Below are 26,625 nucleotides of genomic sequence, written 5' to 3'. Positions count from 1 at the left end.
TATGTGGTTGCGATGCCTTTTTGTTAAAGTATTACGCTTGATCAGTGAGTGCAAGTTCGAGGATGAATAGTGAAAGCAAAACGCGCCTATGTATGTAACGAATGTGGTGCGGATTTCCCGCGTTGGCAAGGGCAGTGTAACGCCTGTGGTACATGGAATTCGATCTCGGAAGTACGTCTTGCTGCTTCACCACAAGTTGCGCGTAATGAACGGCTCGTCGGTTATGCCGGCGCTCTTGAGGCCAAAGTACAAACCTTGGCGGATATTGATTTACAAGAGGTGCCTCGTTTTAGCAGTGGTTTTAAAGAATTGGATCGCGTGCTCGGTGGCGGTATTGTGCCCGGGGCGGCGATTTTGATTGGCGGCAGTCCTGGTGCAGGCAAATCGACATTACTGCTGCAAACCATGTGTTTGCTTTCTGAGCAGATGCCAACCCTGTATGTCACCGGTGAAGAGTCACTGCAACAGGTGGCGCTGCGTGCAGCTCGGCTTGGTTTGCCGAAACAGCATCTAAAAATGCTCTCAGAAACCAATGTAGATCGCATTTGCCAAATCGCAGAGCAAGAAAAGCCACGCATTATGGTGATCGATTCCATTCAAGTTATGCATATGGCAGATGTGCAATCCTCGCCGGGGAGTGTGGCGCAGGTGCGTGAATCGGCCACGGCACTCACTCGCTATGCCAAACAGAATAATGTGGCGGTATTTATCGTTGGTCATGTAACCAAAGACGGCACGCTAGCTGGGCCTAAAGTGCTGGAGCACATTATTGATTGCTCGATTTTACTGGATGGTGATACCGATAGCCGCTTTCGTACCCTGCGTAGCCATAAAAACCGCTTTGGGGCGGTGAATGAGCTGGGGGTGTTTGCCATGACCGGACAAGGGATGCGCGAAGTGAGTAACCCTTCGGCGATTTTCCTATCTCGCGGAGAGGAAGCCACCTCCGGTAGTTCGGTGATGGTGGTTTGGGAAGGCACTCGCCCGCTGTTAGTGGAAATTCAAGCGTTGGTCGATTACTCACAGTTGGCCAATCCAAGACGTGTGGCGGTCGGTTTAGAGCAAAACCGCTTGTCTTTATTGTTGGCAGTGCTGCATAAACACGGTGGTTTGCAGATGGCGGACCAAGATGTGTTTGTCAATGTGGTCGGTGGGGTTAAAGTCACCGAAACCAGTGCCGATTTAGCGCTGTTGATGGCGCTGCTCTCCAGTTTTCGCGATCGACCTTTGCCTAAAGATGTGGTGATTTTTGGTGAAGTGGGCTTGGCTGGTGAAATTCGGCCAGTTCCCAGTGGCCAAGAGCGGCTCAATGAAGCCTTTAAACATGGTTTTAAGAAAGCGATTGTGCCGATTGCCAATTTACCCAAAGGTGGTGTAGCGGGAATGCAAATTCATGGCGTTAAGAAACTGGCGGATGCGATTGCTGCTTTTGATGAGTTGTAATCCTAAGCTAGTGCGGCTAAAAAAATCTGCTTGGAACCTCGCGAGTCGTGGGCGGATCACCTATAGTTTGTCTGCGACAGGCGATAGTTAATGGCACCTTAAAGATTTGCAGTTGTAGTGGGTAGCGGCGCGGTTTACACAGCATAAATCGAAGAGTTTTGCTCGGTGGATGAGCGTCAGCGCACTCGTGATTAAGCGATGATTTCAAGTCGGTTAAGGATATTTTTTATCAGCAGGTGTAAGCAAGGGTATCAGTCTTGACAGATTGTGATATACTCTGCGCGCACTTTATACCTTATTAACAGAGTAAGACAATGGCAGATTTATCATTATATAGAAACATTGGTATTTTCGCGCACGTTGACGCGGGTAAAACCACTACCACTGAGCGTATCCTGAAGCTGACTGGTAAAATCCACCGTTTAGGCGAAGTACATGACGGCGCTTCAACGATGGACTTCATGGAACAAGAAGCTGAGCGTGGTATCACTATCCAGTCTGCTGCGACTACCTGTTTCTGGAAAGGTCACCGTTTTAACGTAATCGACACCCCGGGACACGTTGACTTCACAGTTGAAGTTTACCGTTCTCTGAAAGTTCTTGACGGTGGTATCGGTGTATTCTGTGGTTCTGGCGGTGTTGAACCTCAGTCAGAAACTAACTGGCGTTACGCGAACGATTCAGAAGTATCTCGTCTGATCTTCGTAAACAAACTAGACCGTATGGGTGCTGACTTCTTCCGTGTTGTTGAACAAGTGAAGAAAGTTCTTGGCGCAAACCCACTGGTTATGACGCTGCCTATCGGTCGCGAAGATGAATTCGTTGGTGTGGTTGATGTTCTAACTCGTCAAGCGTTCGTATGGGATGACTCAGGTCTTCCAGAAAACTTCGAAATCAAAGAAGTTCCAGCAGACATGGTTGATCAGGTAGAAGAATACCGTGAAATGATGATCGAAACTGCTGTTGAGCAAGATGACGAGCTGATGATGGCTTACATGGAAGGCGAAGAGCCAACTGTTGAGCAAATCAAAGCATGTATCCGTAAAGGTACTCGTGATCTCGCGTTCTTCCCAACTTTCTGTGGTTCTGCATTCAAAAACAAAGGTATGCAGCTTGTACTTGACGCAGTAGTTGATTACCTACCTTCTCCAACAGAAGTAGAACCTCAACCACTGACTGATCCAGCAACTGGTGAGCCGACTGGCGAAGTAGCAACAGTATCTGTTGATGCGCCTCTAAAAGCGCTTGCGTTCAAAATCATGGATGACCGTTTTGGTGCCCTGACCTTCGTTCGTATCTACTCAGGTAAGATTAAGAAGGGTGATACCATTCTTAACAGTGCAACTGGTAAAACTGAGCGTGTTGGCCGTATGGTTGAGATGCACGCAAACGACCGTAACGAGCTAGAATCTGCACAAGCAGGTGACATCATTGCGATCGTTGGTATGAAGAACGTTCAAACTGGTCACACTCTATGTGATCCTAAGCACGAATGTACTCTTGAGCCTATGATTTTCCCAACCCCAGTTATCTCTATCGCTGTTAAGCCTAAAGATAAGAACGGTTCTGAGAAAATGGGTATCGCGATCGGTAAAATGGTTGCAGAAGATCCATCATTCCAAGTTGAGACTGACGAAGATTCAGGCGAAACCATTCTGAAAGGTATGGGCGAACTTCACCTAGACATCAAAGTAGACATCCTTAAGCGTACTTACGGTGTTGAACTTGAAGTGGGTGCTCCTCAAGTTGCTTACCGTGAAACTATCACTAAAGCAGTTGAAGATAGCTACACGCATAAGAAACAGTCTGGTGGTTCAGGCCAGTTCGGTAAGATCGATTACCGTATCAAGCCAGGAGAGCAAAACTCTGGTTTCACCTTTAAGTCAACGGTTGTTGGTGGTAACGTTCCTAAGGAATTCTGGCCAGCAGTTGAGAAAGGCTTCAAGTCTATGATGGACACCGGTACTCTTGCTGGCTTCCCTGTACTTGACGTTGAAGTTGAACTGTTCGACGGTGGCTTCCACGCAGTTGACTCATCTGCAATCGCATTTGAAATCGCAGCGAAAGGCGCATTCCGTCAGTCAATTCCAAAAGCGGCTCCTCAGCTTCTTGAACCAATCATGAAAGTGGATGTGTTCACTCCTGAAGATCACGTTGGTGACGTTATCGGTGACTTGAACCGTCGTCGTGGCATGATCAAAGACCAAGAAATGGGTCTGACAGGCGTGCGTGTTAAAGCTGACGTTCCACTATCTGAGATGTTCGGTTACATCGGTTCTCTACGTACAATGACTTCTGGTCGTGGTCAGTTCTCTATGGAGTTCTCTCACTACTCAGCATGTCCAAACAACGTAGCTGAACAAGTAATTGCTGAAGTTAAAGAGCGTAACGCGAAGAAGTAATTCTTTGTTTTAAAGCTTTAAAAAGCCCCGTAAGTGAAAGCTTACGGGGCTTTGTTGTTTTGGCGAGTACCGTGACAAACGGTTAATCACTGAGCCGTGATATATTCGGTGAGTTACGACTGTGTATGCTGCTGTACTGCGCGGCGTAAGAATCCTTCCGACTGGCAAAGCTTGGCAGCTGCCTGTTGATAGCTCATACCGGTTAAATACATCAAAATTGCTAGCTTAGCGTTATTGCCACTCTGTTCAAGTAGTGTTTCCGCTTCATGGCGTTGGCAGTCGGTGGCTTGCATCACAATCCGGATCGCTCTGGCAATCAGTTTGCGATTACTTGCCCGCACATCGACCATTAAGTTTTGATAGCTTTTGCCAAGCCGGATCATGCTGGCCGTGGTCAGCATATTGAGTACCAGTTTTTGTGCGCTACCCGACTTGAGACGAGTTGAACCGGATAATGCTTCAGGTCCCACTACCGGCGAAATCGCGATTTGGGCAATTTCCGCAATCGGTGAATCTGGGTTACACGAGAGAGCAATGGTGGTTGCCCCGATATGATTGGCGTATTCTAAAGCACCCAGCACATAAGGGGTACGGCCACTGGCTGCGATACCGACCAATACATCTTGGGCACTAAAGTGGATTTGCTGTAAATCATATACGCCAAGGGTTGGGTTATCTTCCGCACCTTCTTGCGCAGTAAACATCGCCTCTTTACCTCCGGCAATCAGACCGATCACCATCTGGTCGCTGACCCCAAACGTTGGAGGACACTCTGAGGCATCTAATACACCAAGCCGGCCACTCGTTCCCGCGCCAAGATAAACCAAGCGCCCACCTTGTTTAAAGGCAGCAGTAATTTTATCGACCGCTTGAGCAATTTGTGGCAGGACCGCTTCTACCGCAAGTGGGACCTGTTTATCTTGCTGATTGAGGCGTTCGACAATCTCTTGGGCCGAGAGCAAGTCGATATCCATCGTATCTGGATTGCGTTGTTCGGAAACCAAATGAGATAGGGCGGCGATAAGAGCATCGTTAGTCATAACAATTCCTGTAGCGATTAATCAGGGTAGTAAATCACACCAAGGCTAGCATGGCGTGATGCGCCGGTCACACTCGGTAAATTACTTGGTAAATTATGGATCCGTCGCTGAGCTAGCCAAGCGAAAGCCATCGCTTCCATATTATCCCCATCAACCCCCATTTGCGTGGTTGGAGCTACCTGCCAATCGGGCAGTAAAGCTTGCAGGCGTTCCATTAACAGTGGGTTCTGCGCGCCGCCACCACAGACCAGCAGTTGTGGCTGTATACCTGCGGCAAATAGGTTGACTTGTTCGGCAATGGTTTGTGCTGTGAACTCACATAGCGTACGTTGTACATCGGTTGCATTAACCGTATTGGCTAAATGCATTGAAAATTTGCTCAGCTTCGCTTGCAACCAAGGTAGATTAAACCGCTCGCGGCCTGTGCTTTTCGGCGCTGGTAATGCAAAGTAATGGTCTTGTTTTAGCTGAGCCAGCAAAGCGTGATTGGTTTGGCCTTGTTTGGCCCATTTGGCATCTTGATCATAGGCTTGGTTATGTTGTTGCAAGATCCAACTATCCATCAACATATTACCGGGGCCAGTATCGTAGCCGATCACTTCACCATTCGGTTTAAGCACCGAAATATTAGCAATTCCCCCGATATTGAGTACCACCACGGTCGATTGTGCCGCATGAAAAATAGTGCGGTGAAACGCGGGGACTAACGGGGCGCCTTGTCCACCAAGGGCGATATCTTTGCGTCGAAAATCGGCCACGGTCGTGATGCCAGTACGTGTGGCGATGATATTGGCATCACCGATCTGCAGGGTAAAAGGTTTCGCTCCAGTCGGTTGATGGAACACGGTTTGCCCATGACAGCCAATCGCTCGGATCTGGGTGGAGTGATAACCACTGTGCTCAAGCAAAGCCAGCACCGCATCACTGAACAGATGACCGAGATCGTGCTCTAACTCACCCATCGCAATCAAAGTGGTGGGTTGGCCGATACAGATACTAAGTAACCGCTGTTTGAGGTTGGCTGGCATCGGGTAATCATAGTGGGCGAGCAGTGTAATATGATCGCCTTGTAGGGCAACCAATGCGGTATCAACGCCATCCAAACTGGTTCCTGACATCACTCCAATGTAGAGCTCGCTTTCCGCCATCTGATCCGCCTCTTGTGATATTCAAACAAAGGCATTGTAATTGAAAAATAAACTGAATAACCTCGTGGCTTGTGACAATTTTGCCAAATTTTTCAAGGAGCAAACATGGGACCACTTTGGTTGGATGTCGCCGGTTATGAACTGAGTGGCGAAGATCGCGAAATTCTACAGCATCCGACGGTAGGCGGGGTGATCCTGTTTGGCCGTAACTATCATGACAATCAGCAACTGTTAGCGCTCAATCATGCGATTCGCCAGGCCGCCAAACGGCCGATTTTGATTGGTGTTGATCAAGAAGGCGGGCGTGTACAGCGTTTTCGCCAAGGTTTTAGCCGTATTCCTGCTGCTCAATCTTATGCTCGGGCAGATAATGGCGTTGAATTAGCGGAGCAAGGCGGTTGGTTAATGGCCGCAGAGTTGATTGCCCATGATGTGGATTTGAGCTTCGCACCAGTACTCGATATGGGATTTGCCTGCCAAGCCATCGGTAGTCGATCTTTTGGTGAAGATGTGACAACGGTGCTCAAGCATAGCAGTGCTTATCTACGTGGCATGCAAGCGGTTGGCATGGCCACCACCGGTAAACATTTCCCGGGGCATGGAGCGGTAGTGGCCGATTCGCATCTGGAGACGCCTTACGATGAGCGTGAAACGATTGCACAAGATATGGCGATTTTCCGAGCTCAGATTGAAGCGGGGGTACTCGACGCGATGATGCCGGCGCATGTGGTCTATCCACATTATGATCCACAGCCTGCCAGTGGTTCGAGTTACTGGTTAAAGCAAGTCTTACGTCAAGAACTCGGTTTTAAAGGCATTGTTTTTTCAGATGATCTGAGCATGGAAGGTGCGGCAGTGATGGGCGGGCCTGTCGAGCGTGCTCAGCAAGCGTTGCTGGCGGGCTGTGACATGATTTTGCTGTGTAATCAACGCCAAGCGGCGATTTCAGTATTGGATAATTTACCGATTATTGACGTACCGCAAGCCGAAAGCTTGCTGAAAAAGCAGCAGTTCAGTTATCGCGAATTGCAGCGTTCCGAGCGTTGGCGGCAGGCGGCCAATAATATGCAGCGTCTCATTGAGCAATTTAGTTGATGACAAGCCAGCGGGTTATTTATCCCCTTACGAGTTGAATCCAGCCTCGTGTTAGTGAGCTCTAAAGATCTGTAAACTTAAATTTACAATTATTGTTGTGTTAAATTTACACTTGCAATGTTTTTAAAGCCTGTTAACGTGTTTTCTGTTGAGTTTTTCGACATGCTATCGATGGCGTGTAAATAATAAATTACAGGAAATGCGATGAAGAGAAGTGAATTGAGCGATGTCAATATCAGTGATGAACAGATCTTGCTCACCCCTGAGGCTTTAAAGAGCAAAATTCCGCTGAGCGATGCCGCGCGCGACTTTATTCGTCAATCACGCCAGACGGTGGCGAATATTATCCATAAGCGCGATCCACGTTTGTTGATTGTATGTGGTCCTTGCTCAATTCATGATATTGATGTGGCCAAAGAGTACGCGCAGAAACTCAAAGCGCTGGCTGCTGAGTTGAGTGATCAGCTTTACATTGTCATGCGGGTTTATTTTGAAAAACCGCGTACCACAGTCGGCTGGAAAGGCTTGATTAATGATCCGCATCTGGATGGCAGCTTTGATATTGAGCACGGATTGCATGTTGGGCGTCAGCTGTTAGTGGATTTAGCGGAAATGGGCATTCCGCTTGCCACCGAAGCGCTCGATCCGATTAGCCCACAATATTTGGCGGATACGTTTAGCTGGGCGGCGATTGGCGCACGTACCACTGAGTCGCAAACTCACCGCGAAATGGCCAGTGGCCTTTCGATGCCGATCGGTTTTAAAAATGGCACTGATGGTAATTTAGCCACTGCAATCAATGCGATGCAAGCCGCCTCATCCAGTCACCGTTTTATGGGGATTAACCGCGCAGGCCAAGTGGCACTGCTCACCACTCAAGGTAATCCTAATGGGCATGTCATTTTACGCGGCGGCAAACAGACCAATTATGATTCGGTATCGGTGGCGGAATGTGAGCAAGAGATGCAGCAACAGGGGTTAGCGCCATCATTAATGGTGGATTGCAGTCATGCCAATTCACGTAAAGATTATCGCCGTCAGCCTTTGGTAGCGGAAGATGTGATCCATCAGATCCGTGAAGGTAACCGCTCGATTATTGGCTTGATGATTGAGAGCCATCTCAATGCGGGGAATCAGTCGTCTGACTTGGCACGTGATCAAATGCAATATGGTGTGTCCATCACTGATGGTTGCATCAGTTGGTCGGCCACCGAAGCGTTGCTGCGTCATGCTCACCAGGAGCTGATCCCGTTTTTGCACAACCGCTTACAACCATAACAAGGATAGAATATGGCATTAGAGTTGGATCAGTTGCGAGAGCAAATTGATCACGTTGATCGGCAAATGGTTGAGCTACTCGCTCGCCGTTTGGCCTTGGTTGAACAAGTCGGCGAGGTAAAAAGCCGTGCAGGTTTGCCGATTTATGCCCCGGATCGGGAAGCGGCAATGCTGGCTTCACGCCGAGCTGAAGCGCAAAGCAAAGGTGTGCCACCACAACTGATCGAAGATATTTTGCGCCGCACCATGCGTGAATCTTATGCCAGTGAAAAGGATGCGGGTTTTAAATGCCTCAACCCTCAACTGCGTTCGGTGGTGATCATCGGCGGTCATGGTCAACTTGGTCGCTTGTTTGGACGAATGTTTAAACTTTCAGGCTATCAAGTCAAAGTGTTAGGCAGCCAAGATTGGCATAAGGCCGATCAGTTACTGCACGATGCCGGATTAGTGATGGTTACGGTGCCGATCCACTTAACGCTTAGTGTGATTGAAAAGCTCGGCCAACTACCGGCAGATTGTATTTTGTGTGATTTAACCTCGATCAAAGCCAAACCGCTCGCAGCGATGCTGCAAGTACATGCTGGGCCAGTGGTGGGGTTACACCCGATGTTTGGTCCGGATGTGCCAAGTTTGGCTAAACAGGTGGTGGTTCATTGCGATGGGAGAGGCGCAGAACATTACCAATGGCTGCTGCAGCAATTGGCGATTTGGGGAGCCAGTTTGTGCCCCATTGATGCGGCAGAACATGATCAAGGTATGACGTTGATCCAAGCGCTGCGTCACTTTACTTCTTTTGCTTATGGGCTGCATCTGCGTAAAGAAAACCCGAATTTGGCGCAATTGCTTAAATTAAGCTCACCGATTTATCGTTTAGAGCTGGCGATGGTGGGACGCTTATTTGGGCAAGATCCGCATTTATATGGCGATATTATTCTCTCATCCGCCGATAATATTGCGATGATCCAGCGTTTTCAGCGCAGCTTATCTGAGGCGGTAGAGTTGGTCAGCATGGGGGATAAGGCGAGTTTTGTCGAACAGTTTGTGCGAGTTAGCCAGTGGTTTGGTGATTATTCCCAGCAGTTTATGCACGAAAGCCAGCATCTGCTCAAGCAAGCTAATGACACACTCCAGCGCACTTAGCCGACCGGCAAGTGCGATTGGCGGTGGCAAAAGGCATGTTAAATCGGGGATGATTAAGGTAGATCAATTAAGGCTGCTCAAGATAAGAGAGATGTTCTAAATTGCGATGCAGTAAGCTGTCATCACCGAGATTCCACTCTACTAAACGGCGCAAATGGGCAATGCTATCGATATCAATATGATTGATAGCCATGCGTAGAATGCGCTCTTGTACGCTAATGATCTTAGCGGTCAAACGCAAAGTTACATCACTGTCTGGTAGCGTAAAAACGACTTCCACTAGAGCGTGTCCATCCAGCTTGGGTGGCTCTTCGCACCACAGCAGTAAGCCATGCAATGACAGATCTTGAATACACGTTGCCAATTGTTTATCACCTTGGTTTAAGGTGGCAGGCGCTTGGTACAAAATCCGTGAAAAACGGCGTTTTTCGATCATAGCGTTCTCCTAGACAAATACGGTAGATAAATCAAGCATAGCAAACCAGCACCTAACTCTCTGAAGTCGAGCAATAATCGGTTGGTTTGATCACACGCTATCCCCTTCCTACTTGAAGCTGCAGCAATGTTGGCGACGTTCGTTCACCCCAATCACATAGTTTGCCTATGCTCATGGTAAAGAGCAAAGGTCGCATTGCGACCTTTGCCATAACCTGCACGAAGGTTTTATTTGGTCATACGTTTATACTTGATCCGGTGTGGCTCAGCAGCTTGTGCGCCAAGCGTTTGTTTCAGCCACTCCATATATTCGGTGTAGTTACCTTCGTAGAAGTTGACTTTACCTTCATCACGGTAGTCAAGAATGTGAGTTGCGATACGGTCAAGGAACCAGCGGTCATGAGAGATCACCATCGCGCAGCCTGGAAATTCCAATAGAGCTTCTTCCAAAGCACGTAGCGTTTCAACGTCCAGATCGTTTGTAGGTTCGTCGAGCAACAGCACGTTACCACCAGCTTTGAGCAGTTTGGCTAAATGCACACGGTTACGTTCACCGCCGGACAGTTCACCAATCACTTTTTGCTGATCAACGCCTTTGAAGTTAAAACGAGAGCAGTAAGCACGCGCAGGGATTTCAAAGTTGTTGATGCGAATAATATCTGCCCCTTCAGAGATCTCTTGGAACACGGTGTGCTTATCATTCATACTGTCGCGGAACTGATCCACTGATGCAAGTTTCACTGTATCACCCAACTCAATACTGCCTGAATCCGCTTGTTCTACACCGCTGAGCATTTTAAACAGCGTCGATTTACCGGCACCGTTAGGACCGATAATGCCCACAATCGCTCCTTTTGGCATGCTAAATGACAGATCGTCAATCAACACTCGGCCATCAAACGATTTGGTCAGGTTTTTGACTTCAACCACTTTATCGCCTAAGCGTTCACCTGGTGGAATGAACAGTTCGTTGGTTTCATTACGTTTTTGGTGATCGGTATTTTGCAGCTCTTCAAAGCGTGCCATACGCGCTTTCGATTTCGCCTGACGACCTTTTGGATTCTGGCGTACCCATTCCAGCTCTTTCTCAATGGTTTTTTGGCGCGCTTTTTCTTGCGAAGCTTCTTGCTTCAAGCGCGCATCTTTTTGCTCTAGCCATGACGTGTAGTTGCCTTGCCATGGAATACCCTCACCACGGTCAAGCTCGAGAATCCAGCCTGCGGCATTGTCGAGGAAGTAACGGTCGTGGGTGATCGCGACAACAGTTCCTGAGTAATCAACCAAGAAACGCTCTAACCAAGCGACGGATTCCGCATCCAAGTGGTTGGTTGGCTCATCGAGTAACAGCATGTCTGGTTTTTCAAGTAACAAGCGGCAGATAGCAACCCGGCGACGCTCACCCCCTGACAAGAATTTGATTTGCGTATCCCATTCTGGCAAGCGCAGTGCATCCGCCGCGCGCTCCAATACGTTTTCTAAGTTATGGCCATCTTTGGTTTCGATAAGTGCTTCAAGCTCACCTTGCTCTTTAGCCAGCGCATCAAAATCGGCTTCAGGCTCAGCGTAGGCCGCATACACTTGATCGAGGCGCTTAAGGGCGCGTACCACATCAGCAACAGCTTCTTCCACCACTTCACGTACGGTTTTACTCTCATCCAGCTTTGGCTCTTGCGGCAGGTAACCGACGTTTAAGCCAGGTTGTGGGCGAGCTTCACCATCGATGTCTTTGTCAATGCCAGCCATGATCCGCAGCAGGGTTGATTTACCTGCGCCGTTAAGGCCCAAAACACCGATTTTTGCGCCTGGGAAGAAACTCAAAGAGATGTCTTTTAGAATTTGACGCTTGGGTGGCACAATTTTGCTCACCCGAGACATGGTATATACGTATTCAGCCATTGCCGATCGTTCCTAATCTTTCAAACGGAATAAAGTGATTATTCTATATCAAAGCAAGCCGCTTTGTTACTAGAGCGCCCGCTTTTTGGGGGGCGAAACATTTCTTGAGACTTTCTTATTTAATGGGAGTGAGCCGCGCGCGGACGAACGTGAGCCATTACAATCGGCCTAGAGCGATGGGTGTACGGTTTGGTCTTCGTGGCCAGCAATACTTAATAAAATGTTGCATTATTTGCATTAAGTTTACTTCACTGCTATTGAGAACTCTGGTGAGAATCCGTTCAATAGTCGGTATTACCCAGATAGGTGGTGTTAGCTTCTTTTTTGGTTGTGCTTATCGCTAGCCACAATTGCCATTGATTTTAAGGATGAGATCTTATGATGTCTGTGACGCGACTTAAGCCGGGTAGCCTCGTGTCAGTCTTCATGTTAACCGCCTGTGCTGTCAGCGCGAATATTGCGGATTTAACCGTACAGCGAGAGCAATATGAGAAAGTGCAGCTTAGCTTGAATCATCAGGATCTCGCACTATACCAGCGAGTTCGCCAACAAATTGATGACTATCCATTGACTCCTTATCTCGATTACCGTGCTTTTCTGATTGATATTGGCAATAAGCCGCCGCTAGTGGTGCGCAATTTTATTGATAGCCACCAAGAATTTCCCTTTGCCGCGCGAATTGCTGCACCGTATTTAGATGCACTGGCGCGTGATAAAAAATGGGTAACGTTACTTAAATTCCAAACCGAATTACCCAACGGGGAGACTTATCAGTGTCACTATTACTATGCCAAGTTACAAACCGGTCTGCGTAATGAGGCGTTCGCTGGCGCGAAAAAATTGTGGATGAGTGGGGCGAGCATTGCTGATGCATGTGACCCACTGTTTGCTGAATGGCAACGGGTGGGGGGCTTAACCGATGAGTGGCGACTCAAGCGGGCTTTATTGGCTTTTGAGGGGCGTAATCGAAATCTGATTGTCTATCTGCAAAAAAAATTGCAGGGTAAAAAATCCCAAGCTAAAGCTCAAGCGATGCTCGAACTGTTTGATAAACCGGAGCGAGTATTGGCTTACAGCCGCAAAGCTGCGCAAGATCCGTTTAATCAACAACTGGCCGAATTGGCGCTGCAAAAGTGGACCAGAGCTGAGCCGTTAAAGGCCCAAGCGGTGTTGAATGACGTTGCGAAAGCGCAAGCTTGGCCTCAAGCGCAAAAAAATCGAACCGCTCGCTTTATTGCAATCCGTCTGATGGATGTTCAAGAGCCTGCGATAACCGAATGGCGCGATCAGGTGATTCGCGATAGTCATGAGGTGCGTTTGATTGAAGCGCGCATTCGTTTAGCACTGCGTGAAAATGATTGGCGTGATTTAGCCAAGTGGATTGCGCGGTTGCCGGAGCAAGAGCGCAAGACATTGCGCTGGCAATATTGGCAAGCGAGAAGTGAGATTGCTCTTGGTCAGCCACAGCAAGGTCGTGAGCGCTTACAAGCTTTGCTTGGGCAGCGCCATTTTTACAGTGTTGCTGCCGCTAAATGGTTGCAGCAAGCGGTGAATTATCCGACCAGCACCCTAGTGCTTGATCAATCGATGCTTAAAACCCATCACAAGGCGTTAGCTCGGATCAACGAGCTGGTCTTGCTGAATAAAATGACTGCTGCAAACAGTGAGTGGCGCTGGTTATTGGCCCGGGTTAGTCCAAGTGAGCAAGCGATGTTAGCTGCTTATGCTGCCAGTGTTGGCTGGCACCAGATGACCATTATGGCGACGATTGCTGCCAAGTTATGGGATAACAATCAGTTGCGTTTCCCTGTGGTCCATCAAGATTTATTTACTCTGCATGGACAGCAAAATAGTATTGACCCTATCACTTTGATGTCATTAGCCAGACAAGAGAGTGCGATGAATCCGAATGCTCAATCCCCCGTTGGCGCGCGAGGTTTGATGCAGATCATGCCAGATACAGCGCGTTATACGGCAAGCAAATACCAGTTGAGTTATAGCCATCCTGAACAGCTATACCAAGTGGCTAAAAATATCGAAATTGGTAGCCGCTATCTCAGTAGCTTACTTGAGCGCTATGATCAGAATCGGATTTTAGCGTTCGCAGCCTACAATGCCGGACCGAGCCGGGTTGATAATTGGCGGCAGCGTACGCAAGGCAAGTTGGATGTGTATGGCTTTATTGAGGCGATCCCATTTGCTGAGACGCGCGGCTATGTACAGAATATTTTAATGTTTGAAACCTACTATCGAGATTTAATGGGGGTAGAAGGCCATTTTCTTAGTGAACGAGAGTTAAATACAAAGTATTGATTCCTCAATCGGCTGCACTACAATAAGTGGGTGTATCACTTAATGAGTACAACTATGCTAGCACAACCTTATTACACGCAGTGGCAGCAAGTGTTAGATCTGGTTCAGCAGGCGGTGCAGCAAGATCAGCATGAATTGTTGCTGACGTTGCTGATGACCCTCGATGAACGCGAAGCGCTGGTTGCGCGAGTCAATATTGTGCATGAGTTGTTAAGTGGCGAGATGTCACAGCGACAAATTAGCCAGATGCTGGGGGTGGGGATTGCGACGATTACGCGAGGATCGAATGAGCTTAAATCCCGTACCGAACAAGACAAAACGGCGTTGGCACAACTATTGGCTCCGCCATCTTCACCAGTCCGTTAACTCGGATCCTAACCTGGATTGAGAAAACAGTTCGTCGTATCAGTGACTTGATCATGCGATCAAGTCATGCTGGTTACGCTTAAGGGTAAAGATCAGGATGGAGGAATGGGGTCAGAGCTAGAATCAAAGCTTGGTGATAAACCGAGCTACGGGTCAGGTGATGAGCGGTTAATAAGCCAATCGCTCCACCTTGCTGCTTAATATTTTCGGTGCCAAAGACTTGATCCATCACATCGCCTAATTCTGTGCCAGAACCAAGCTGTTCAAGCACCAATGGCGGCAACATTAAGCAAGCACTGCGTGATTCACCTCGTTGCTCGCTCGATTCAATAATCATCCAGGCAAAGGTTTTGTTATCTTCAATGCCGGCTTCTATACCGACGTAATAGTTTGCACCAGGATATTGTTGTTTGGCATTTCGCACTCGGTTGAGAGCACCTTGTTTGGTTTCGGTGTCACTCATCGGTTGCGCGGCGACATCACTGGGCACTGATATGCCAATAAACTCACAGTTATGATCGGCAAATACGGTGCTAAATGCACTTTGCACCGCATTTATTTTGGCCGGGTTTTGTGAAGCAATAATTATCTTAAGCATAACTCTTTTTATCACGATGGTAACGAGGCCAGCCAGGGGCTAATATCGGTGACGCTCATTGGATGTCCCAAGTAGAAACCTTGCATATAATCGCATTGGCAATTGGCTAACCATTGATGAGTTTCTTTATTTTCAATCCCTTCGGCAGTGACTTTGATCGATTGTGAATGGCAGAAGCTAATGAGCGGTAAAATGACATCCTGTTTGTTAGTGGCTATTAGTGTATCCAAAAATTGGCGATCAAGCTTTATTTTTTGTATCGGATAGAGTACGAGCTGAGTGATGGAAGTGTAGCCAGATCCAAAATCATCAATGGTTAACCCATAGCCGAGGCGTGAGAGTTCGTGCAAAAGATGGATACTTTGTGAGTCAGCGGCAAAGGTTTCGGTAATTTCAAAATCAATCCATTGCGGATCGACCTTATACAAATTAGCTTGCTGGTGGATAAATTCAGCTAACTTTTGGGAGTTAAGTTCAGCGGAAGAGAGATTAATCGAAATCTGCATCGGATCACTGCTTATCGCTTGCAGAAGGGCAAACTCTCGGAATGTTTGCATGATAACCCAGCGGTCTATGGTGCCATAGAGTCCAATTTGTTCGGCTATCGGGATAAATTCATCAGGAGAGATTTCTCCGAGCGATTCAGACTGCCAACGTAGTAACACCTCAAAACCGGCTAAGCGTCCATCAGAGCAAGTAAAGTAGGGTTGGTAAACCAAATTCAACTCTTTTTCAAATAAACCTAAGCGTAAAGCACGCTCAATATTATTACGTCGCTGTACTATTTGGTCTAAAGCTTGCGAGTAGTAGGCGATCTGATTTTTCCCAGCATTTTTGGCTTGATACATTGCCGTATCGGCATTCAGGAGTAATTTTTCGATATGAGTACCATCATTGGGAAAGGTAGCAATGCCAATGCTAGCGGTCACAGGGAAATCGCTGAGTATCGGATGTTCTTGGTTTTGAATTGGGGCTAATAATTGTTGGGCGAATTGATTGGCACAATCATTAAAGCGTTTTGGGGCTACGAGCAAAATGGCAAATTCATCGCCGGATAAGCGAGCGGCAATACTGAAGGTATTGTGGCTGACTTCAAAGCTTTTACACAGTTGATGAACATGACTAGCAAAGCTGACTAATAGCGAATCCCCCACTTGGTGGCCATATTTGTCATTCACATATTTGAAGTTATCGAGGTCGATATACATTACCCAGATCTGTTGAGTGGCATGATAGCGGGAAAGTAGCAAATTGGCTTGTACTTGAAACTGATAGCGGTTGGCCAGTTTAGTGAGATGATCATTTTCAGCTAAGGCTTTGGTACGTTGATACGTCGAGTTTAATTCGGTGTACATAGCGTAAAAACGTGAGGAGAGTCGGCCAATCTCGTCGTTAGTTTTCAGTGGTTCAATATTTTTGCGTTGATGATTCTCCACTTCTTTTAACTGTTTATCCAACTTAAGTATGGGGTTAATTACATGACGATAAAGTAGCATCAGCAGTAGGAGAACAGTAACCAAGGCTGAGATACCAAAAGAGAGTAACAGTCGAAACTGAATTGCGCCTAGTTTGGTATTCAGTATTTGTGGGGCGGGGTTTAATGTCGCGTAAAACCCGGGTTGTAGCTCAACAGATTGTGTGAATTGATTTTGATACGTTGGTGGAGTATGACTGAAAAGAATGGGGCTTTGGTTATCAAATTCAATTTGTTGCCGCAGTCGGCTGAACTGCTCTAATACCACATACACCACCACAAAAAACACATCTTGCCGATTGTAACTGAGTGGCGTTAATAAGGTCTGTTGATCTAATAGATCATAGCGAACCAGTATATCTTCACCAACGGAATTGAGTGTGTAACTAATGTCGGAAGTTTTTTGGGTGGTTGAAAAACGTTGTGTGACGTAGTCCTGCACCTGAGGGTCGATGGTTGTAAATGGATCGGCACTATTTTCTGCATAGTAAAGCAGTTCTTGATTACCATTTAGAATCGATAGTGCAACGAACTGTTGCTCATTCGGTTGTAAAATATCTAAGGTTTCCCGCAGATTATCCACTAATGCCAGTTCTTGATACGGATTATTTTCTAGCGCGAAATAGTGCCGCATGATGTCGCTTTTGGCTAAGGTAAAAGCGTAGCTACTCACCAATGCTTGTGCTTGTTGATAATGGTTAGCTAATTTCTCAATATTCAGTTGCAGATAACTCTCAGTTCTTTTGATCAGCGCGTTTTTCTGACTGGTATAAATCATATGGCTTGAAACAGCGGCACTGAGCAGGATCACTGGGGTGATCAGTAATAGAATTCTATGGTTTAGTTTCATAGTGATGAGTCACACTGTTGATGATTTTGGCGCGTAGATTGAGATTTTTGGCTGACAGCTCACTGTCGATAAGCGCCACTGCGAGACGTGGCTCCGGCAGATAAATCGAACTGTCTTCACGATGCTCTGCAGGAAGCAAAGCTCGTGCTTTATAGTTTGGACTTGCGGTTTGGATATATTCAGCGTTAATCGCTGCAATATTGGGTTGCATTAGGAAATCGAGAAAAGCTTTGGCTTGGGTGACGTTGGTTGAGGAACTATTTACCGCTAGACAGTCTACCCATAGATAAGCTGGGCCTTCTGGTACCACAAATTGCCAATCTTGCTCGTTCAAGAAACGGTTGAGTGAGTAGTGATCACCACTATAAGTCACCGCCATGTGCAAATTGTCCGGTCGAGGATGACTGCGCACATAACTTAGCGCATATTCATAAGTCAGAATATTAGGCTTGGCCGCTTCGAGTAGGTGGTAGGCTTGCTTTAAAAGATCAATCGAATCCGTGAGCGGTGAGGCGTTGAGCATCGATAGTGCAGGTAATAACGTTTCGACACTGTCTTTGAGCATCCCGACGTGGCCACGGTGCTCTGGTGCAATATCGATTACCTCGCTCCACTGACTGGGAGGCGTACTAAATCGGCTCTTACGATAGGCGATCCCCACTGCGCCCCAAAAATAAGGGATCGCGTGTGTGCCACAGGTCTGTAGCCAAAGTGGGTCATTATTATTGCGATTGGGTAGGTTTGTGAGATCTTCAAATTCATTTTGGCGTGAGAAAATCGATGCGGAGACGTTATCTAACATCACAATATCGAATGGCAGCTGAACACTTTTTAGCATCAGTAAGCTGCGTTGATCATCGTTATCAAAATGGTAAAGATTAATTGAAATGCCAGTTTGTTGCTGCCAAGTATCGATGATACTTGGGGCAATGGTATCTTCCCATAGATAGATATTGAGTGGTGAAGCGTAGGTGTGAGCACAGGCCGTGTTCAACATGATCAGCGAAAAAATGCGTTTAATCATTGGCCAATACGATCTCCATTCGTGATGGCTTTTCTTACTATCAGCAAGAAAACAACATGAGCAAGAAAACAACATAAGCAAAAATAAGAGTCAGTAAACCGCAGTAAGCAAACAGCAGCAACAAAATGAATCACTTCGCGTTAGGTTATCGGCGACATGCTCTGTTTCGGCGAGTTAAGGCTATGTTTAATCGCGGAGTATTGTAATTAAATCTTATGCAACTGTCAGCTTAGTTGGTCAAATTTGTCGCTTCAAATAAATTTCACTTGGATTGGTTTGATATTTTCACTTGGGTAACAACCGAGTACTTTCAAGTGGCGAGTCAGTTGGGTAAGTTCGACTAACGCTTGCTGCATAGCTTGTGAATCAATGTGCGCGGCTAAATCGACATAGAACATCTCTTCCCAAGGATTGCCCATAATCGGCCGCGATTCGAGCTTGGTCATATTGATCGCATAACGTTGTAATACCAGAAGTGTCGCAACGAGTGACCCGGCTTCTTGTGAGGTCGACATAATTAACGTGGTTTTGGCTGGGATCTGTGGTGAGACTTCAACAGGCTTGCGTGCTACCACAATAAAACGAGTATGGTTTTCAGTTTGGTTAGCAATATTGGCTTGGATCGGTTGTAATCCGTAGAGCTTACCACTGGCTGAATTGCCAATCGCTGCCACATCGGCGCGATTAAGCTGCTGCACTTTTTTCATGGCATCGGCGGTGCTGGCGCAGCTTTCTAATTTCACTCCTTTTAAGTGACTCAGGAATTCACTGCACTGTTGGTGTGGCTGGGGGTGGGAATAGAGCACTTTAAGATCTTCTAAGCGAATATCTTGGGTGGCGACTAAACAGTGTTCAATCGGTTGGGTCAGTTCACCAACGATGTACAAGGTAGTGTGTTGCAGCAAATCGTACACTTCATTGATTGATCCTGAACTGGTATTTTCAATGGGCAGCACACCGTAATCGGCATGACCCGATTCCACCGTACTGGCAACTTCTTTGAAACGATCGCAATTAAGCTCAATTAATTCGGTATTTTTACGGCTGAAATATTCGCGAGTAGCAAGGTGTGAATAGGAGCCTTTGGCTCCTAAAAAGGCAACTCTAGCCAATGGCTTACGACTTTGTGGATTGGCTAAGTTTTGCAAATAGGCTTGTTGCAGCAATACTGAATCTTCAATGATAGTGTGAAAAATCTTCGTGATGTACTGCGCATCTAGCTGGTATTTGTTTTTGCCTGCGTTGATCAGCTTGACCAATAGTTGTTGTTCACGCGCTGGGTCACGTACCGGTTTGGCGGTTTCGACTTTACTTTTTGCGACCTCAATGCTCATTTGGCGACGCTCTGACAGCAGGCTAAGCAATTGGTCGTCCAGTTCGTTAAGGCGTGAGCGAATATCATCGAGTGAGCATGGTTTGTCGGTCATAAACTTATCCTTATAAAAAAGCCCCCTAAAGAGGAGGCTTTCTGTTCGTTTTTGATTTGTCTTTAGAGCATCTGCGAGTTATGTGCACGATGGAAAAATAAATCAAAAAAGCACAGCTAATTAGCGTGAACAATGAATAGTTATCCAGTTTATTGTGCATACACAATAAGCAAGCCCCTACAGAGCGTCAAGCGAAAAAATAGCGCCTTGAGGCGCTATCTGTCGATTATCTTAATTGTCAATCGTCGCAACGGTGAATGGTTTTGGCGATCAATGGCTGTTTATTCTAGCTCTTCACTAGGTTCTGGTTTATCGGCTCGACGAGCTTCGGGTTTGTGGCGCAGTTTGTTTAATTGCCGTTCAAGTTTCTGCTCGACCTCATTAATGGCAGCATACAGATCTTCGTGAATGGCGGAGGCAACCAGTTGGCCACGTGGAATGCTCACTACGGCTTCAAATTTTTTCTGCTTATTCGGTTCTTCACTAAAACTGGCCTGACAACCAATAATGTCGACTTGCCATTTCTCTAATTTTTTGAATTTACCCTCAATATGATCGCGGATTGCAGAGGTGATATCGATATTTTTGCCAGTGATGTTGATCTTCATAATGCTTATTCCTCTGTGTCATCCCTTATGGGTTGCTTTCAGATTAGCGTGCTGAATGGGAAATAATGTGATCATTGTCACTTTTGATGCGGCATTTTTTTTGCTCTGAAATAAACGTGATCTATCGCAAAGCTTATGTCAGTCAGAGCTATAAAAAGCTTGTTATCTCTTATAAAAGCGCTAAATTCGAAAGAAGCAAAAACTAAAAACTGCCGATTTTTTAGTGCCTTGCTGCGACTTAAAATACCGAAAGAATAAAAAAACACCACTTTGAGCTTGTGATTATCATCACGTTACATAACGGGATGTTGTAATAGTAAAAAGCAACTTGAAGCGGTAACTGTGACGAATGGAATTAGCGCGTGATGGCGATAATCCATTACGATAGAAAAAGAGCCACTTTTGAGTGGCTCTTTTTGTGTCAGTGAGAAGTTTAGCCTATAGCGGGTTTAGCTGGATCAACTGCTTAGTCCGCTCAACAGCATCGGTTAAGCCGAGCTGTTGGTAAGCTTTAAGCTGAATTTCTAATCCTTTACGTGCCGCTTGAGTATCCGGATAGGTTTTTTGCAGCTCTTGGGTGCGATTGATGGCGGCAATCCAAGCTTCACGGCGCAGATAGAAATCGGCCGTGGCTAAGTCATATTCGGCTAAACGATTTTTTAGCGCGAGCATGCGCTGCTGAGCATCTTGGGCGTAAGGGCTATTTGGATAGCGCTGGAGCAGTCGTTTAAAATCATTGAAAGCGGCTTTTACCGGTTCAGGATCGCGATCATGACGATCAATGTTGAACAGGTCATGCATAAAGTTGCGATCTTGTGCCATATGCGTCAAACCACGCATATAAAATACCCAATCCATCTTTTCATGGGTTGGATTGAGGCGGATAAATCGCTCAATCGTGGCCAAGCCTAATGCCAAGTCATCATTTTTGTAGTAGGCATAGATCAAATCAAGCTGTACTTGTTCAGAATACGCCCCAAATGGGTAGCGAGAATCGAGCGCTTCTAATTTCTCAATAGCGGTTAGCCAAGAGCCACTTTGCAGTGCGGTTTGTGCTTGCGAGTAAAGTTCAGATGGTGGCACATCCGGCACCACTTCTGGAGTGCTAGAGCAACCCCATAACAGGGATAACGCGAGTAGGCCTGATAAAGTTTGGTATTTCATGTCAGGGTGGAATTCCTTGCAAATGTTGCTTTTCAATAAGTGCGTAAGCCGCGCGCAAATCGTTTCGTTACTTTCTCAGCAGTAACAGCTACAATGTCGGGGTATTTTTCCATACTAGTGACTATTAGTCTCACGGTTTTTTAAAAAGTTCGATATGGCTCATCAGATTGAATTAACTCAAACAGTAAAAGATAGCCAGCTTGGTCAACGTCTTGATCAAGCTGTAGCTGAATTATTTGCCGACTTTTCTCGCTCACGTTTAAAAGAGTGGTTGCTGGAAGGCAAGATTGTCGTGAATGGTGAAGTTGTCACCAAGCCACGCACCAAAGTAATGGGTGGCGAGGTGATTACCGTTCAGGCTGAATTAGAAGATGAACAGCGCTGGGAAGCGCAGGATTTGCCACTGAACATTGTGTATGAAGATGACGATATTATCGTGATTAACAAACCGCGTGACTTTGTGGTGCATCCTGGTGCCGGTCAGGCGGATGGCACAGTGCTCAATGCGCTGTTATTCCATTATCCGCCGATTGCAGAAGTGCCGCGGGCGGGGATTGTCCATCGTCTCGATAAAGATACGACGGGCTTAATGGTGGTTGCGAAAACCATACCCGCACAGACCCACTTAGTGCGTGCATTGCAAAAGCGCGATGTGACTCGTGAGTATGAAGCGATCGTGATTGGCACCATGACCGCAGGCGGCATGATTGATAAGCCGATTGGTCGTCACTCGACTAAGCGCACTTTGATGTCGGTTTCGCCAATGGGCAAGCATGCGGTTACTCATTACCGTGTCGCGGAGCATTTCCGTGAGCATACCCGTTTGCGTTTGCGTCTAGAAACTGGGCGTACACACCAAATCCGGGTGCACATGGCATATTTGCAGCATCCTCTATTAGGGGATACCGCTTATGGTGGCCGCGCGCGCATCCCGAAAGGGGCGAGTGAAGAGCTAACGACAATGATTCGTCATTTTGACCGTCAAGCGTTGCATGCGGTGATGTTGAAGTTTGAGCATCCAATCACAGGAGAAGAGCTCGAATTCCATGCGCCAGTACCGGATGATATGGTGGAGATGACCCTCGCTCTGCGTGAAGACACTCAGCTAAATCCTACGGAAGAGTACTAAGCATGATTCTCCCCAACTGGAAAGCGCCAAAGCAAGTTCGAGCATTCAGTTCGACTCGTACGGGTGGTTTTTCACAAGGTGTGTATCAGGGTTTAAATCTTGGTATGCATGTTGGGGATGATCCGAAGCTTGTACTACGTAATCGGCAATCGTTGGTGGAAACATCAGCTTTGCCCTGCTCACCGATTTGGCTAAACCAAACCCATTCTACGATGGTACTCAATGTCGATGCTCCGACCGAACAAGTGCTAAACGCCGATGGTCTGATAACCTCGACTCCGAATGTGGTGTGTTCGGCGATGACGGCAGATTGTTTACCTGTGCTGATGACCAATCAGGCAGGAACTCAAGTTGCGGCTGTTCATGCTGGCTGGCGTGGTTTAGCCAACGGGATTGTTGAACAAACTGCAGCAAAAATGAGTGGCGATGTGATGGTATGGCTTGGCCCTGCGATTGGTGCGCAAGCGTTTGAAGTGGGCGACGACGTGTTTTCTGCCTTTGTTGCTCATCATTCCGATGCTGAACAGGCGTTTACTCCTCAGGCGCAGAAAGGCAAATGGCTGGCGGATATGGGTCAATTAGCCAAACTGCGTTTGCATGAACTGGGCATTGATCAAGTGTTTGATAGTGGCAGGTGTACTTATCAAGACTCAACAAATTTTTATTCTTATCGCCGCGATGGTGTGACCGGTCGTCAAGCGACATTTATTTGGCTTGAAGAGTAATCTTGCACTAAACACGATATTTCCCACTAAACACGATATCTTCCACTAAATACCCTATCTCCCACCGCTATTGTCTATTCCTTATCTTTTTACAATCCATTTTCTGCCACAAAGTTTGCCCCACTTACCTTGAAAATCTAGCCGTTGATAACCATCTTAATAGACAGATTTAGTTCATCTCAGATGAGATTAGGAAGGTTGATATGCGTCTTGATAGATTTACCAGCAAATTTCAGATCGCGATTTCTGATGCTCAGTCATTAGCGCTTGGGCGTGATCATCAATATATCGAACCGGTACACTTAATGATGGCGCTGCTTGATCAAAATGGCAGCCCGATCCGTCCACTACTTACCATGCTGAATATTGATGTGATGCAGCTACGTTCTAAGCTCGGCGAACTGCTCGATCGCTTACCGAAAGTCAGTGGTATTGGTGGTGATGTGCAGCTCTCTTCTGCTTTAGGTTCGTTATTTAACCTGTGTGATAAAGTGGCGCAAAAGCGCCAAGATGCTTACATCTCATCTGAAATCTATCTACTCGCCGCGCTGGAAGATAAGGGGCCGCTTGGGCTTTTGTTGAAACAACTTGGCCTCACCGAGAAAAAAGTGTCTGATGCGATTGAAAAAATTCGTGGTGGGCAGAAAGTCAAGGATCCGAATGCGGAAGAGTTACGCCAAGCATTGGAAAAATTCACCATCGATCTGACCGAGCGGGCAGAGCAGGGCAAACTGGATCCGGTGATTGGCCGAGATGATGAAATTCGGCGCACCATTCAAGTGTTACAACGGCGTACCAAAAATAACCCAGTGATCATTGGTGAGCCAGGGGTGGGTAAAACTGCGATTGTCGAAGGCTTAGCGCAGCGTATCATCAATAATGAAGTACCAGAAGGCTTGCGTGGTCGGCGGGTGTTATCTTTGGATATGGGCGCGCTGGTGGCGGGGGCTAAATATCGTGGTGAATTTGAAGAGCGTTTAAAATCGGTGCTCAATGAATTGGGCAAAGAAGAAGGCAACATCATTCTGTTTATTGATGAGCTGCATACCATGGTCGGCGCGGGGAAAGGCGAAGGTTCGATGGATGCTGGCAATATGCTCAAACCGGCTTTGGCGCGTGGAGAATTGCACTGTGTTGGTGCCACCACACTGGATGAGTATCGCCAATATATAGAAAAAGATCCCGCCTTAGAACGCCGCTTTCAAAAAGTGCTGGTCGATGAGCCAAGTGTGGAAGATACCATCGCCATCTTGCGTGGTTTAAAAGAGCGTTACGAGCTGCATCATCATGTGGAAATCACTGATCCGGCGATTGTCGCTGCGGCGAGTTTATCGCATCGTTATGTTTCGGATCGGCAATTACCCGATAAAGCGATCGATTTGATTGATGAAGCAGCATCCAGTATCCGGATGCAAATTGATTCCAAACCGGAAGCGCTGGATAAGCTGGAACGTAAAATTATTCAACTCAAGATAGAGCAGCAAGCACTGTCAAATGAGCATGATGAAGCCAGTACCAAACGGCTGACACTCTTAAATGAAGAGCTGCAAGAAAAAGAGCGTGATTACGCAGAGCTTGAAGAAGTGTGGAAAGCCGAAAAAGCCGCGCTTTCTGGTACCCAACATATTAAAGCAGCATTAGAGCAAGCGCGGCTAGATCTCGATGTGGCGCGTCGTGCTGGTGATTTAAGTCGCATGTCAGAACTGCAATATGGCCGTATCCCGGAGTTAGAAAAGCAGCTTGATCTTGCCGCGCAAGCTGAAATGCAGGAAATGACCCTATTGCGTAATAAAGTCACCGATGCCGAAATCGCTGAAGTGCTGTCTAAGCAGACCGGGATCCCAGTTTCAAAAATGCTGGAAGCCGAGAAAGAAAAATTATTGCGCATGGAAGATGTACTGCATCACCGGGTGATCGGTCAGCAAGAAGCGGTTGAAGTGGTCGCCAATGCCATTCGGCGCAGTCGGGCTGGTTTGTCGGATCCGAATCGTCCCATCGGCTCATTCTTATTCCTTGGCCCAACAGGGGTTGGTAAAACCGAGCTGTGTAAGACACTCGCCAATTTCCTGTTTGATAGTGAAGATGCCATGGTGCGAGTCGACATGTCGGAATTTATGGAGAAACACTCGGTGGCTCGTTTAGTCGGTGCGCCTCCTGGTTATGTTGGCTATGAAGAAGGCGGTTACTTAACCGAAGCTGTGCGTCGTAAACCTTATTCAGTGATTTTGTTGGATGAAGTAGAAAAAGCCCATCCTGATGTGTTTAATATTTTACTGCAAGTTTTGGATGACGGACGATTGACCGATGGCCAAGGTCGCACGGTGGATTTCCGTAATACCGTGGTGATCATGACTTCTAACTTAGGATCAAGCCGTATTCAGGAGAATTTTGCTAGTTTGGATTATCAAGGTATCAAACAGCAGGTCATGGATGTGGTCACTAAACACTTTCGTCCAGAGTTTTTGAACCGAGTCGACGAAAGTGTGGTATTCCATCCGTTAGGTCAGCAGCATATTAAGTTGATCGCCTCGATTCAACTAGGCCGCTTGCGTCAACGTTTGGCAGAGCGTGATTACCCACTAGAGGTGGATGATCAAGCGCTTGAGCTGATTGCTCATGTCGGTTTCGATCCTGTATATGGTGCACGCCCACTGAAAAGGGCGATCCAGCAAAATGTTGAGAATCCTCTGGCGAAATCGATTTTGGCCGGAAAATTTTTACCAGGCTCACCAATTAAATTGTCGGTAAAAGACGGTAATATTTTTGCAACTCAGTAGTTGAGTTAAAAATGAGCTAGCAAAACAAGCACCAGAGAGCCATGTTTAGTGGTTCTTTGGTCTGTTTCACCGTTCATAATGGGGTGTATTGGTGTTTTTTGCTGGTTATTTGTCCGCTTGAGTTTGAAGTATAGAAAAAAGTGCATTTAGGGTCTTGCCAGAAATAAAATCATCCCTATAATTCGCCCTCACTGACACGGCAGACGCCGCAAGGCTTCAGGGCCAGTCAGCTAGGCAAAACGCTTCGATGCAAAAAGATGAAAAAAGTGTTTGACACTGACAATTATCTCGCT

Annotated in this window: 19 protein-coding genes, 1 pseudogene and 1 other annotated feature; of the genes and pseudogenes, 10 read left to right on the top strand and 10 right to left on the bottom strand. The window is 46.9% G+C overall.

The window, feature by feature from the left end:
• The first annotated feature begins 66 nt into the window (after positions 1 to 66).
• On the top strand, positions 67 to 1,443 hold the full coding sequence (gene radA / locus PUN32_RS08885; protein WP_274722894.1) for a DNA repair protein RadA: 1,377 nt from the start codon (positions 67 to 69) through the stop codon (positions 1,441 to 1,443).
• Between the two features lie 314 nt (positions 1,444 to 1,757).
• On the top strand, positions 1,758 to 3,845 hold the full coding sequence (gene fusA, locus PUN32_RS08880; protein WP_274722774.1) for an elongation factor G: 2,088 nt from the start codon (positions 1,758 to 1,760) through the stop codon (positions 3,843 to 3,845).
• Positions 3,846 to 3,958: 113 nt separating this feature from the next.
• Here the strand turns inward: fusA and murQ are convergent, their stop codons facing one another.
• Together murQ and PUN32_RS08870 are read right to left on the bottom strand one after the other, a co-directional pair.
• Positions 3,959 to 4,885 carry an N-acetylmuramic acid 6-phosphate etherase gene (murQ, locus tag PUN32_RS08875; protein ID WP_274722773.1) on the bottom strand — a complete coding sequence of 309 codons (927 nt, stop codon included), beginning with the start codon at positions 4,883 to 4,885 and terminating at the stop codon, positions 3,959 to 3,961.
• Between the two features lie 17 nt (positions 4,886 to 4,902).
• Positions 4,903 to 6,033 carry an anhydro-N-acetylmuramic acid kinase gene (locus tag PUN32_RS08870; protein WP_274722772.1) on the bottom strand — a complete coding sequence of 377 codons (1,131 nt, stop codon included), beginning with the start codon at positions 6,031 to 6,033 and terminating at the stop codon, positions 4,903 to 4,905.
• 105 nt (positions 6,034 to 6,138) lie between these two features.
• On the opposite strand from PUN32_RS08870, the gene nagZ reads away from it, so the two are divergent.
• The 3 genes from nagZ (at position 6,139) to tyrA (ending at position 9,546) form a co-directional block, all read left to right on the top strand.
• A complete protein-coding gene (nagZ, locus tag PUN32_RS08865) occupies positions 6,139 to 7,128 on the top strand; it encodes a beta-N-acetylhexosaminidase (RefSeq protein ID WP_274722771.1) in 990 nt (329 codons plus the stop codon).
• Positions 7,129 to 7,332: 204 nt separating this feature from the next.
• A complete protein-coding gene (locus tag PUN32_RS08860) occupies positions 7,333 to 8,406 on the top strand; it encodes a 3-deoxy-7-phosphoheptulonate synthase (RefSeq protein ID WP_274722770.1) in 1,074 nt (357 codons plus the stop codon).
• 12 nt (positions 8,407 to 8,418) lie between these two features.
• Complete coding sequence (gene tyrA / locus PUN32_RS08855; protein ID WP_274722769.1) at positions 8,419 to 9,546, top strand: bifunctional chorismate mutase/prephenate dehydrogenase; 1,128 nt, start codon at positions 8,419 to 8,421, stop codon at positions 9,544 to 9,546.
• Between the two features lie 67 nt (positions 9,547 to 9,613).
• On the opposite strand, the gene PUN32_RS08850 is transcribed toward tyrA, so the two are convergent.
• Together PUN32_RS08850 and ettA are read right to left on the bottom strand one after the other, a co-directional pair.
• A complete protein-coding gene (locus PUN32_RS08850) occupies positions 9,614 to 9,982 on the bottom strand; it encodes a PilZ domain-containing protein (protein WP_274722768.1) in 369 nt (122 codons plus the stop codon).
• A 227-nt stretch (positions 9,983 to 10,209) separates the two neighbouring features.
• The gene (ettA, locus tag PUN32_RS08845) at positions 10,210 to 11,877 is read right to left on the bottom strand and encodes an energy-dependent translational throttle protein EttA (RefSeq protein ID WP_274722767.1); all 1,668 of its coding nucleotides are present in this window, start codon (positions 11,875 to 11,877) and stop codon (positions 10,210 to 10,212) included.
• A 378-nt stretch (positions 11,878 to 12,255) separates the two neighbouring features.
• Here ettA and sltY point away from each other — a divergent pair, with 378 nt between their 5' ends.
• Both sltY and trpR read left to right on the top strand, forming a co-directional pair.
• Complete coding sequence (gene sltY, locus PUN32_RS08840; RefSeq protein ID WP_274722766.1) at positions 12,256 to 14,190, top strand: murein transglycosylase; 1,935 nt, start codon at positions 12,256 to 12,258, stop codon at positions 14,188 to 14,190.
• A 54-nt stretch (positions 14,191 to 14,244) separates the two neighbouring features.
• Entirely contained in the window at positions 14,245 to 14,556 is a 312-nt protein-coding gene (gene trpR / locus PUN32_RS08835; protein WP_274722765.1) for a trp operon repressor, read from the top strand.
• A gap of 79 nt (positions 14,557 to 14,635) precedes the next feature.
• On the opposite strand, the gene yjjX is transcribed toward trpR, so the two are convergent.
• The 6 genes and pseudogenes from yjjX to PUN32_RS08805 all read right to left on the bottom strand — a co-directional run bounded on the left by yjjX (position 14,636) and on the right by PUN32_RS08805 (position 21,701).
• Positions 14,636 to 15,154, bottom strand: coding sequence for an inosine/xanthosine triphosphatase (gene yjjX / locus PUN32_RS08830; RefSeq protein WP_274722764.1), 519 nt, complete (start codon positions 15,152 to 15,154; stop codon positions 14,636 to 14,638).
• Positions 15,147 to 17,478: pseudogene (locus tag PUN32_RS08825) on the bottom strand (putative bifunctional diguanylate cyclase/phosphodiesterase). The gene yjjX and the pseudogene PUN32_RS08825 overlap by 8 nt, the downstream one beginning before the upstream one ends.
• Positions 17,462 to 18,502 carry a polyamine ABC transporter substrate-binding protein gene (locus tag PUN32_RS08820; RefSeq protein ID WP_274722763.1) on the bottom strand — a complete coding sequence of 347 codons (1,041 nt, stop codon included), beginning with the start codon at positions 18,500 to 18,502 and terminating at the stop codon, positions 17,462 to 17,464. The pseudogene PUN32_RS08825 and the gene PUN32_RS08820 overlap by 17 nt, the downstream one beginning before the upstream one ends.
• 251 nt (positions 18,503 to 18,753) lie before the next feature.
• Entirely contained in the window at positions 18,754 to 19,929 is a 1,176-nt protein-coding gene (gene pheA / locus PUN32_RS08815; RefSeq protein WP_274722762.1) for a prephenate dehydratase, read from the bottom strand.
• 11 nt (positions 19,930 to 19,940) lie between these two features.
• Positions 19,941 to 20,057, bottom strand: a sequence feature (Phe leader region).
• Between the two features lie 153 nt (positions 20,058 to 20,210).
• Complete coding sequence (hpf, locus tag PUN32_RS08810) at positions 20,211 to 20,537, bottom strand: ribosome hibernation-promoting factor, HPF/YfiA family (protein ID WP_274722761.1); 327 nt, start codon at positions 20,535 to 20,537, stop codon at positions 20,211 to 20,213.
• Between the two features lie 438 nt (positions 20,538 to 20,975).
• Entirely contained in the window at positions 20,976 to 21,701 is a 726-nt protein-coding gene (locus tag PUN32_RS08805) for an outer membrane protein assembly factor BamD (RefSeq protein ID WP_274722760.1), read from the bottom strand.
• A gap of 154 nt (positions 21,702 to 21,855) precedes the next feature.
• On the opposite strand from PUN32_RS08805, the gene rluD reads away from it, so the two are divergent.
• The 3 genes from rluD to clpB all read left to right on the top strand — a co-directional run bounded on the left by rluD (position 21,856) and on the right by clpB (position 26,332).
• Entirely contained in the window at positions 21,856 to 22,830 is a 975-nt protein-coding gene (rluD, locus tag PUN32_RS08800; protein WP_274722759.1) for a 23S rRNA pseudouridine(1911/1915/1917) synthase RluD, read from the top strand.
• Between the two features lie 2 nt (positions 22,831 to 22,832).
• Complete coding sequence (pgeF, locus tag PUN32_RS08795) at positions 22,833 to 23,555, top strand: peptidoglycan editing factor PgeF (protein WP_274722758.1); 723 nt, start codon at positions 22,833 to 22,835, stop codon at positions 23,553 to 23,555.
• 203 nt (positions 23,556 to 23,758) lie between these two features.
• On the top strand, positions 23,759 to 26,332 hold the full coding sequence (gene clpB / locus PUN32_RS08790; protein ID WP_166014458.1) for an ATP-dependent chaperone ClpB: 2,574 nt from the start codon (positions 23,759 to 23,761) through the stop codon (positions 26,330 to 26,332).
• Positions 26,333 to 26,625: the final 293 nt, after the last annotated feature.

Origin of the sequence: Vibrio chanodichtyis, from assembly GCF_028863985.1 — a bacterium.
Classification (GTDB): domain Bacteria; phylum Pseudomonadota; class Gammaproteobacteria; order Enterobacterales; family Vibrionaceae; genus Vibrio; species Vibrio chanodichtyis.
Note: the sequence above shows the minus strand (reverse complement) of the source record. Positions and strands in the feature narration are given on the sequence as shown.

Bases quoted from the DNA above. Each gene is read 5' to 3' on its own strand.
- fusA (WP_274722774.1), top strand. From the start codon at position 1,758: ATGGCAGATTTATCATTATATAGAAACATTGGTATTTTCGCGCACGTT.
- murQ (WP_274722773.1), bottom strand. From the start codon at position 4,885: ATGACTAACGATGCTCTTATCGCCGCCCTATCTCATTTGGTTTCCGAA.
- PUN32_RS08870 (WP_274722772.1), bottom strand. From the start codon at position 6,033: ATGGCGGAAAGCGAGCTCTACATTGGAGTGATGTCAGGAACCAGTTTG.
- nagZ (WP_274722771.1), top strand. From the start codon at position 6,139: ATGGGACCACTTTGGTTGGATGTCGCCGGTTATGAACTGAGTGGCGAA.
- PUN32_RS08860 (WP_274722770.1), top strand. From the start codon at position 7,333: ATGAAGAGAAGTGAATTGAGCGATGTCAATATCAGTGATGAACAGATC.
- tyrA (WP_274722769.1), top strand. From the start codon at position 8,419: ATGGCATTAGAGTTGGATCAGTTGCGAGAGCAAATTGATCACGTTGAT.
- PUN32_RS08850 (WP_274722768.1), bottom strand. From the start codon at position 9,982: ATGATCGAAAAACGCCGTTTTTCACGGATTTTGTACCAAGCGCCTGCC.
- ettA (WP_274722767.1), bottom strand. From the start codon at position 11,877: ATGGCTGAATACGTATATACCATGTCTCGGGTGAGCAAAATTGTGCCA.
- sltY (WP_274722766.1), top strand. From the start codon at position 12,256: ATGATGTCTGTGACGCGACTTAAGCCGGGTAGCCTCGTGTCAGTCTTC.
- trpR (WP_274722765.1), top strand. From the start codon at position 14,245: ATGCTAGCACAACCTTATTACACGCAGTGGCAGCAAGTGTTAGATCTG.
- yjjX (WP_274722764.1), bottom strand. From the start codon at position 15,154: ATGCTTAAGATAATTATTGCTTCACAAAACCCGGCCAAAATAAATGCG.
- PUN32_RS08820 (WP_274722763.1), bottom strand. From the start codon at position 18,502: ATGATTAAACGCATTTTTTCGCTGATCATGTTGAACACGGCCTGTGCT.
- pheA (WP_274722762.1), bottom strand. From the start codon at position 19,929: ATGACCGACAAACCATGCTCACTCGATGATATTCGCTCACGCCTTAAC.
- hpf (WP_274722761.1), bottom strand. From the start codon at position 20,537: ATGAAGATCAACATCACTGGCAAAAATATCGATATCACCTCTGCAATC.
- PUN32_RS08805 (WP_274722760.1), bottom strand. From the start codon at position 21,701: ATGAAATACCAAACTTTATCAGGCCTACTCGCGTTATCCCTGTTATGG.
- rluD (WP_274722759.1), top strand. From the start codon at position 21,856: ATGGCTCATCAGATTGAATTAACTCAAACAGTAAAAGATAGCCAGCTT.
- pgeF (WP_274722758.1), top strand. From the start codon at position 22,833: ATGATTCTCCCCAACTGGAAAGCGCCAAAGCAAGTTCGAGCATTCAGT.
- clpB (WP_166014458.1), top strand. From the start codon at position 23,759: ATGCGTCTTGATAGATTTACCAGCAAATTTCAGATCGCGATTTCTGAT.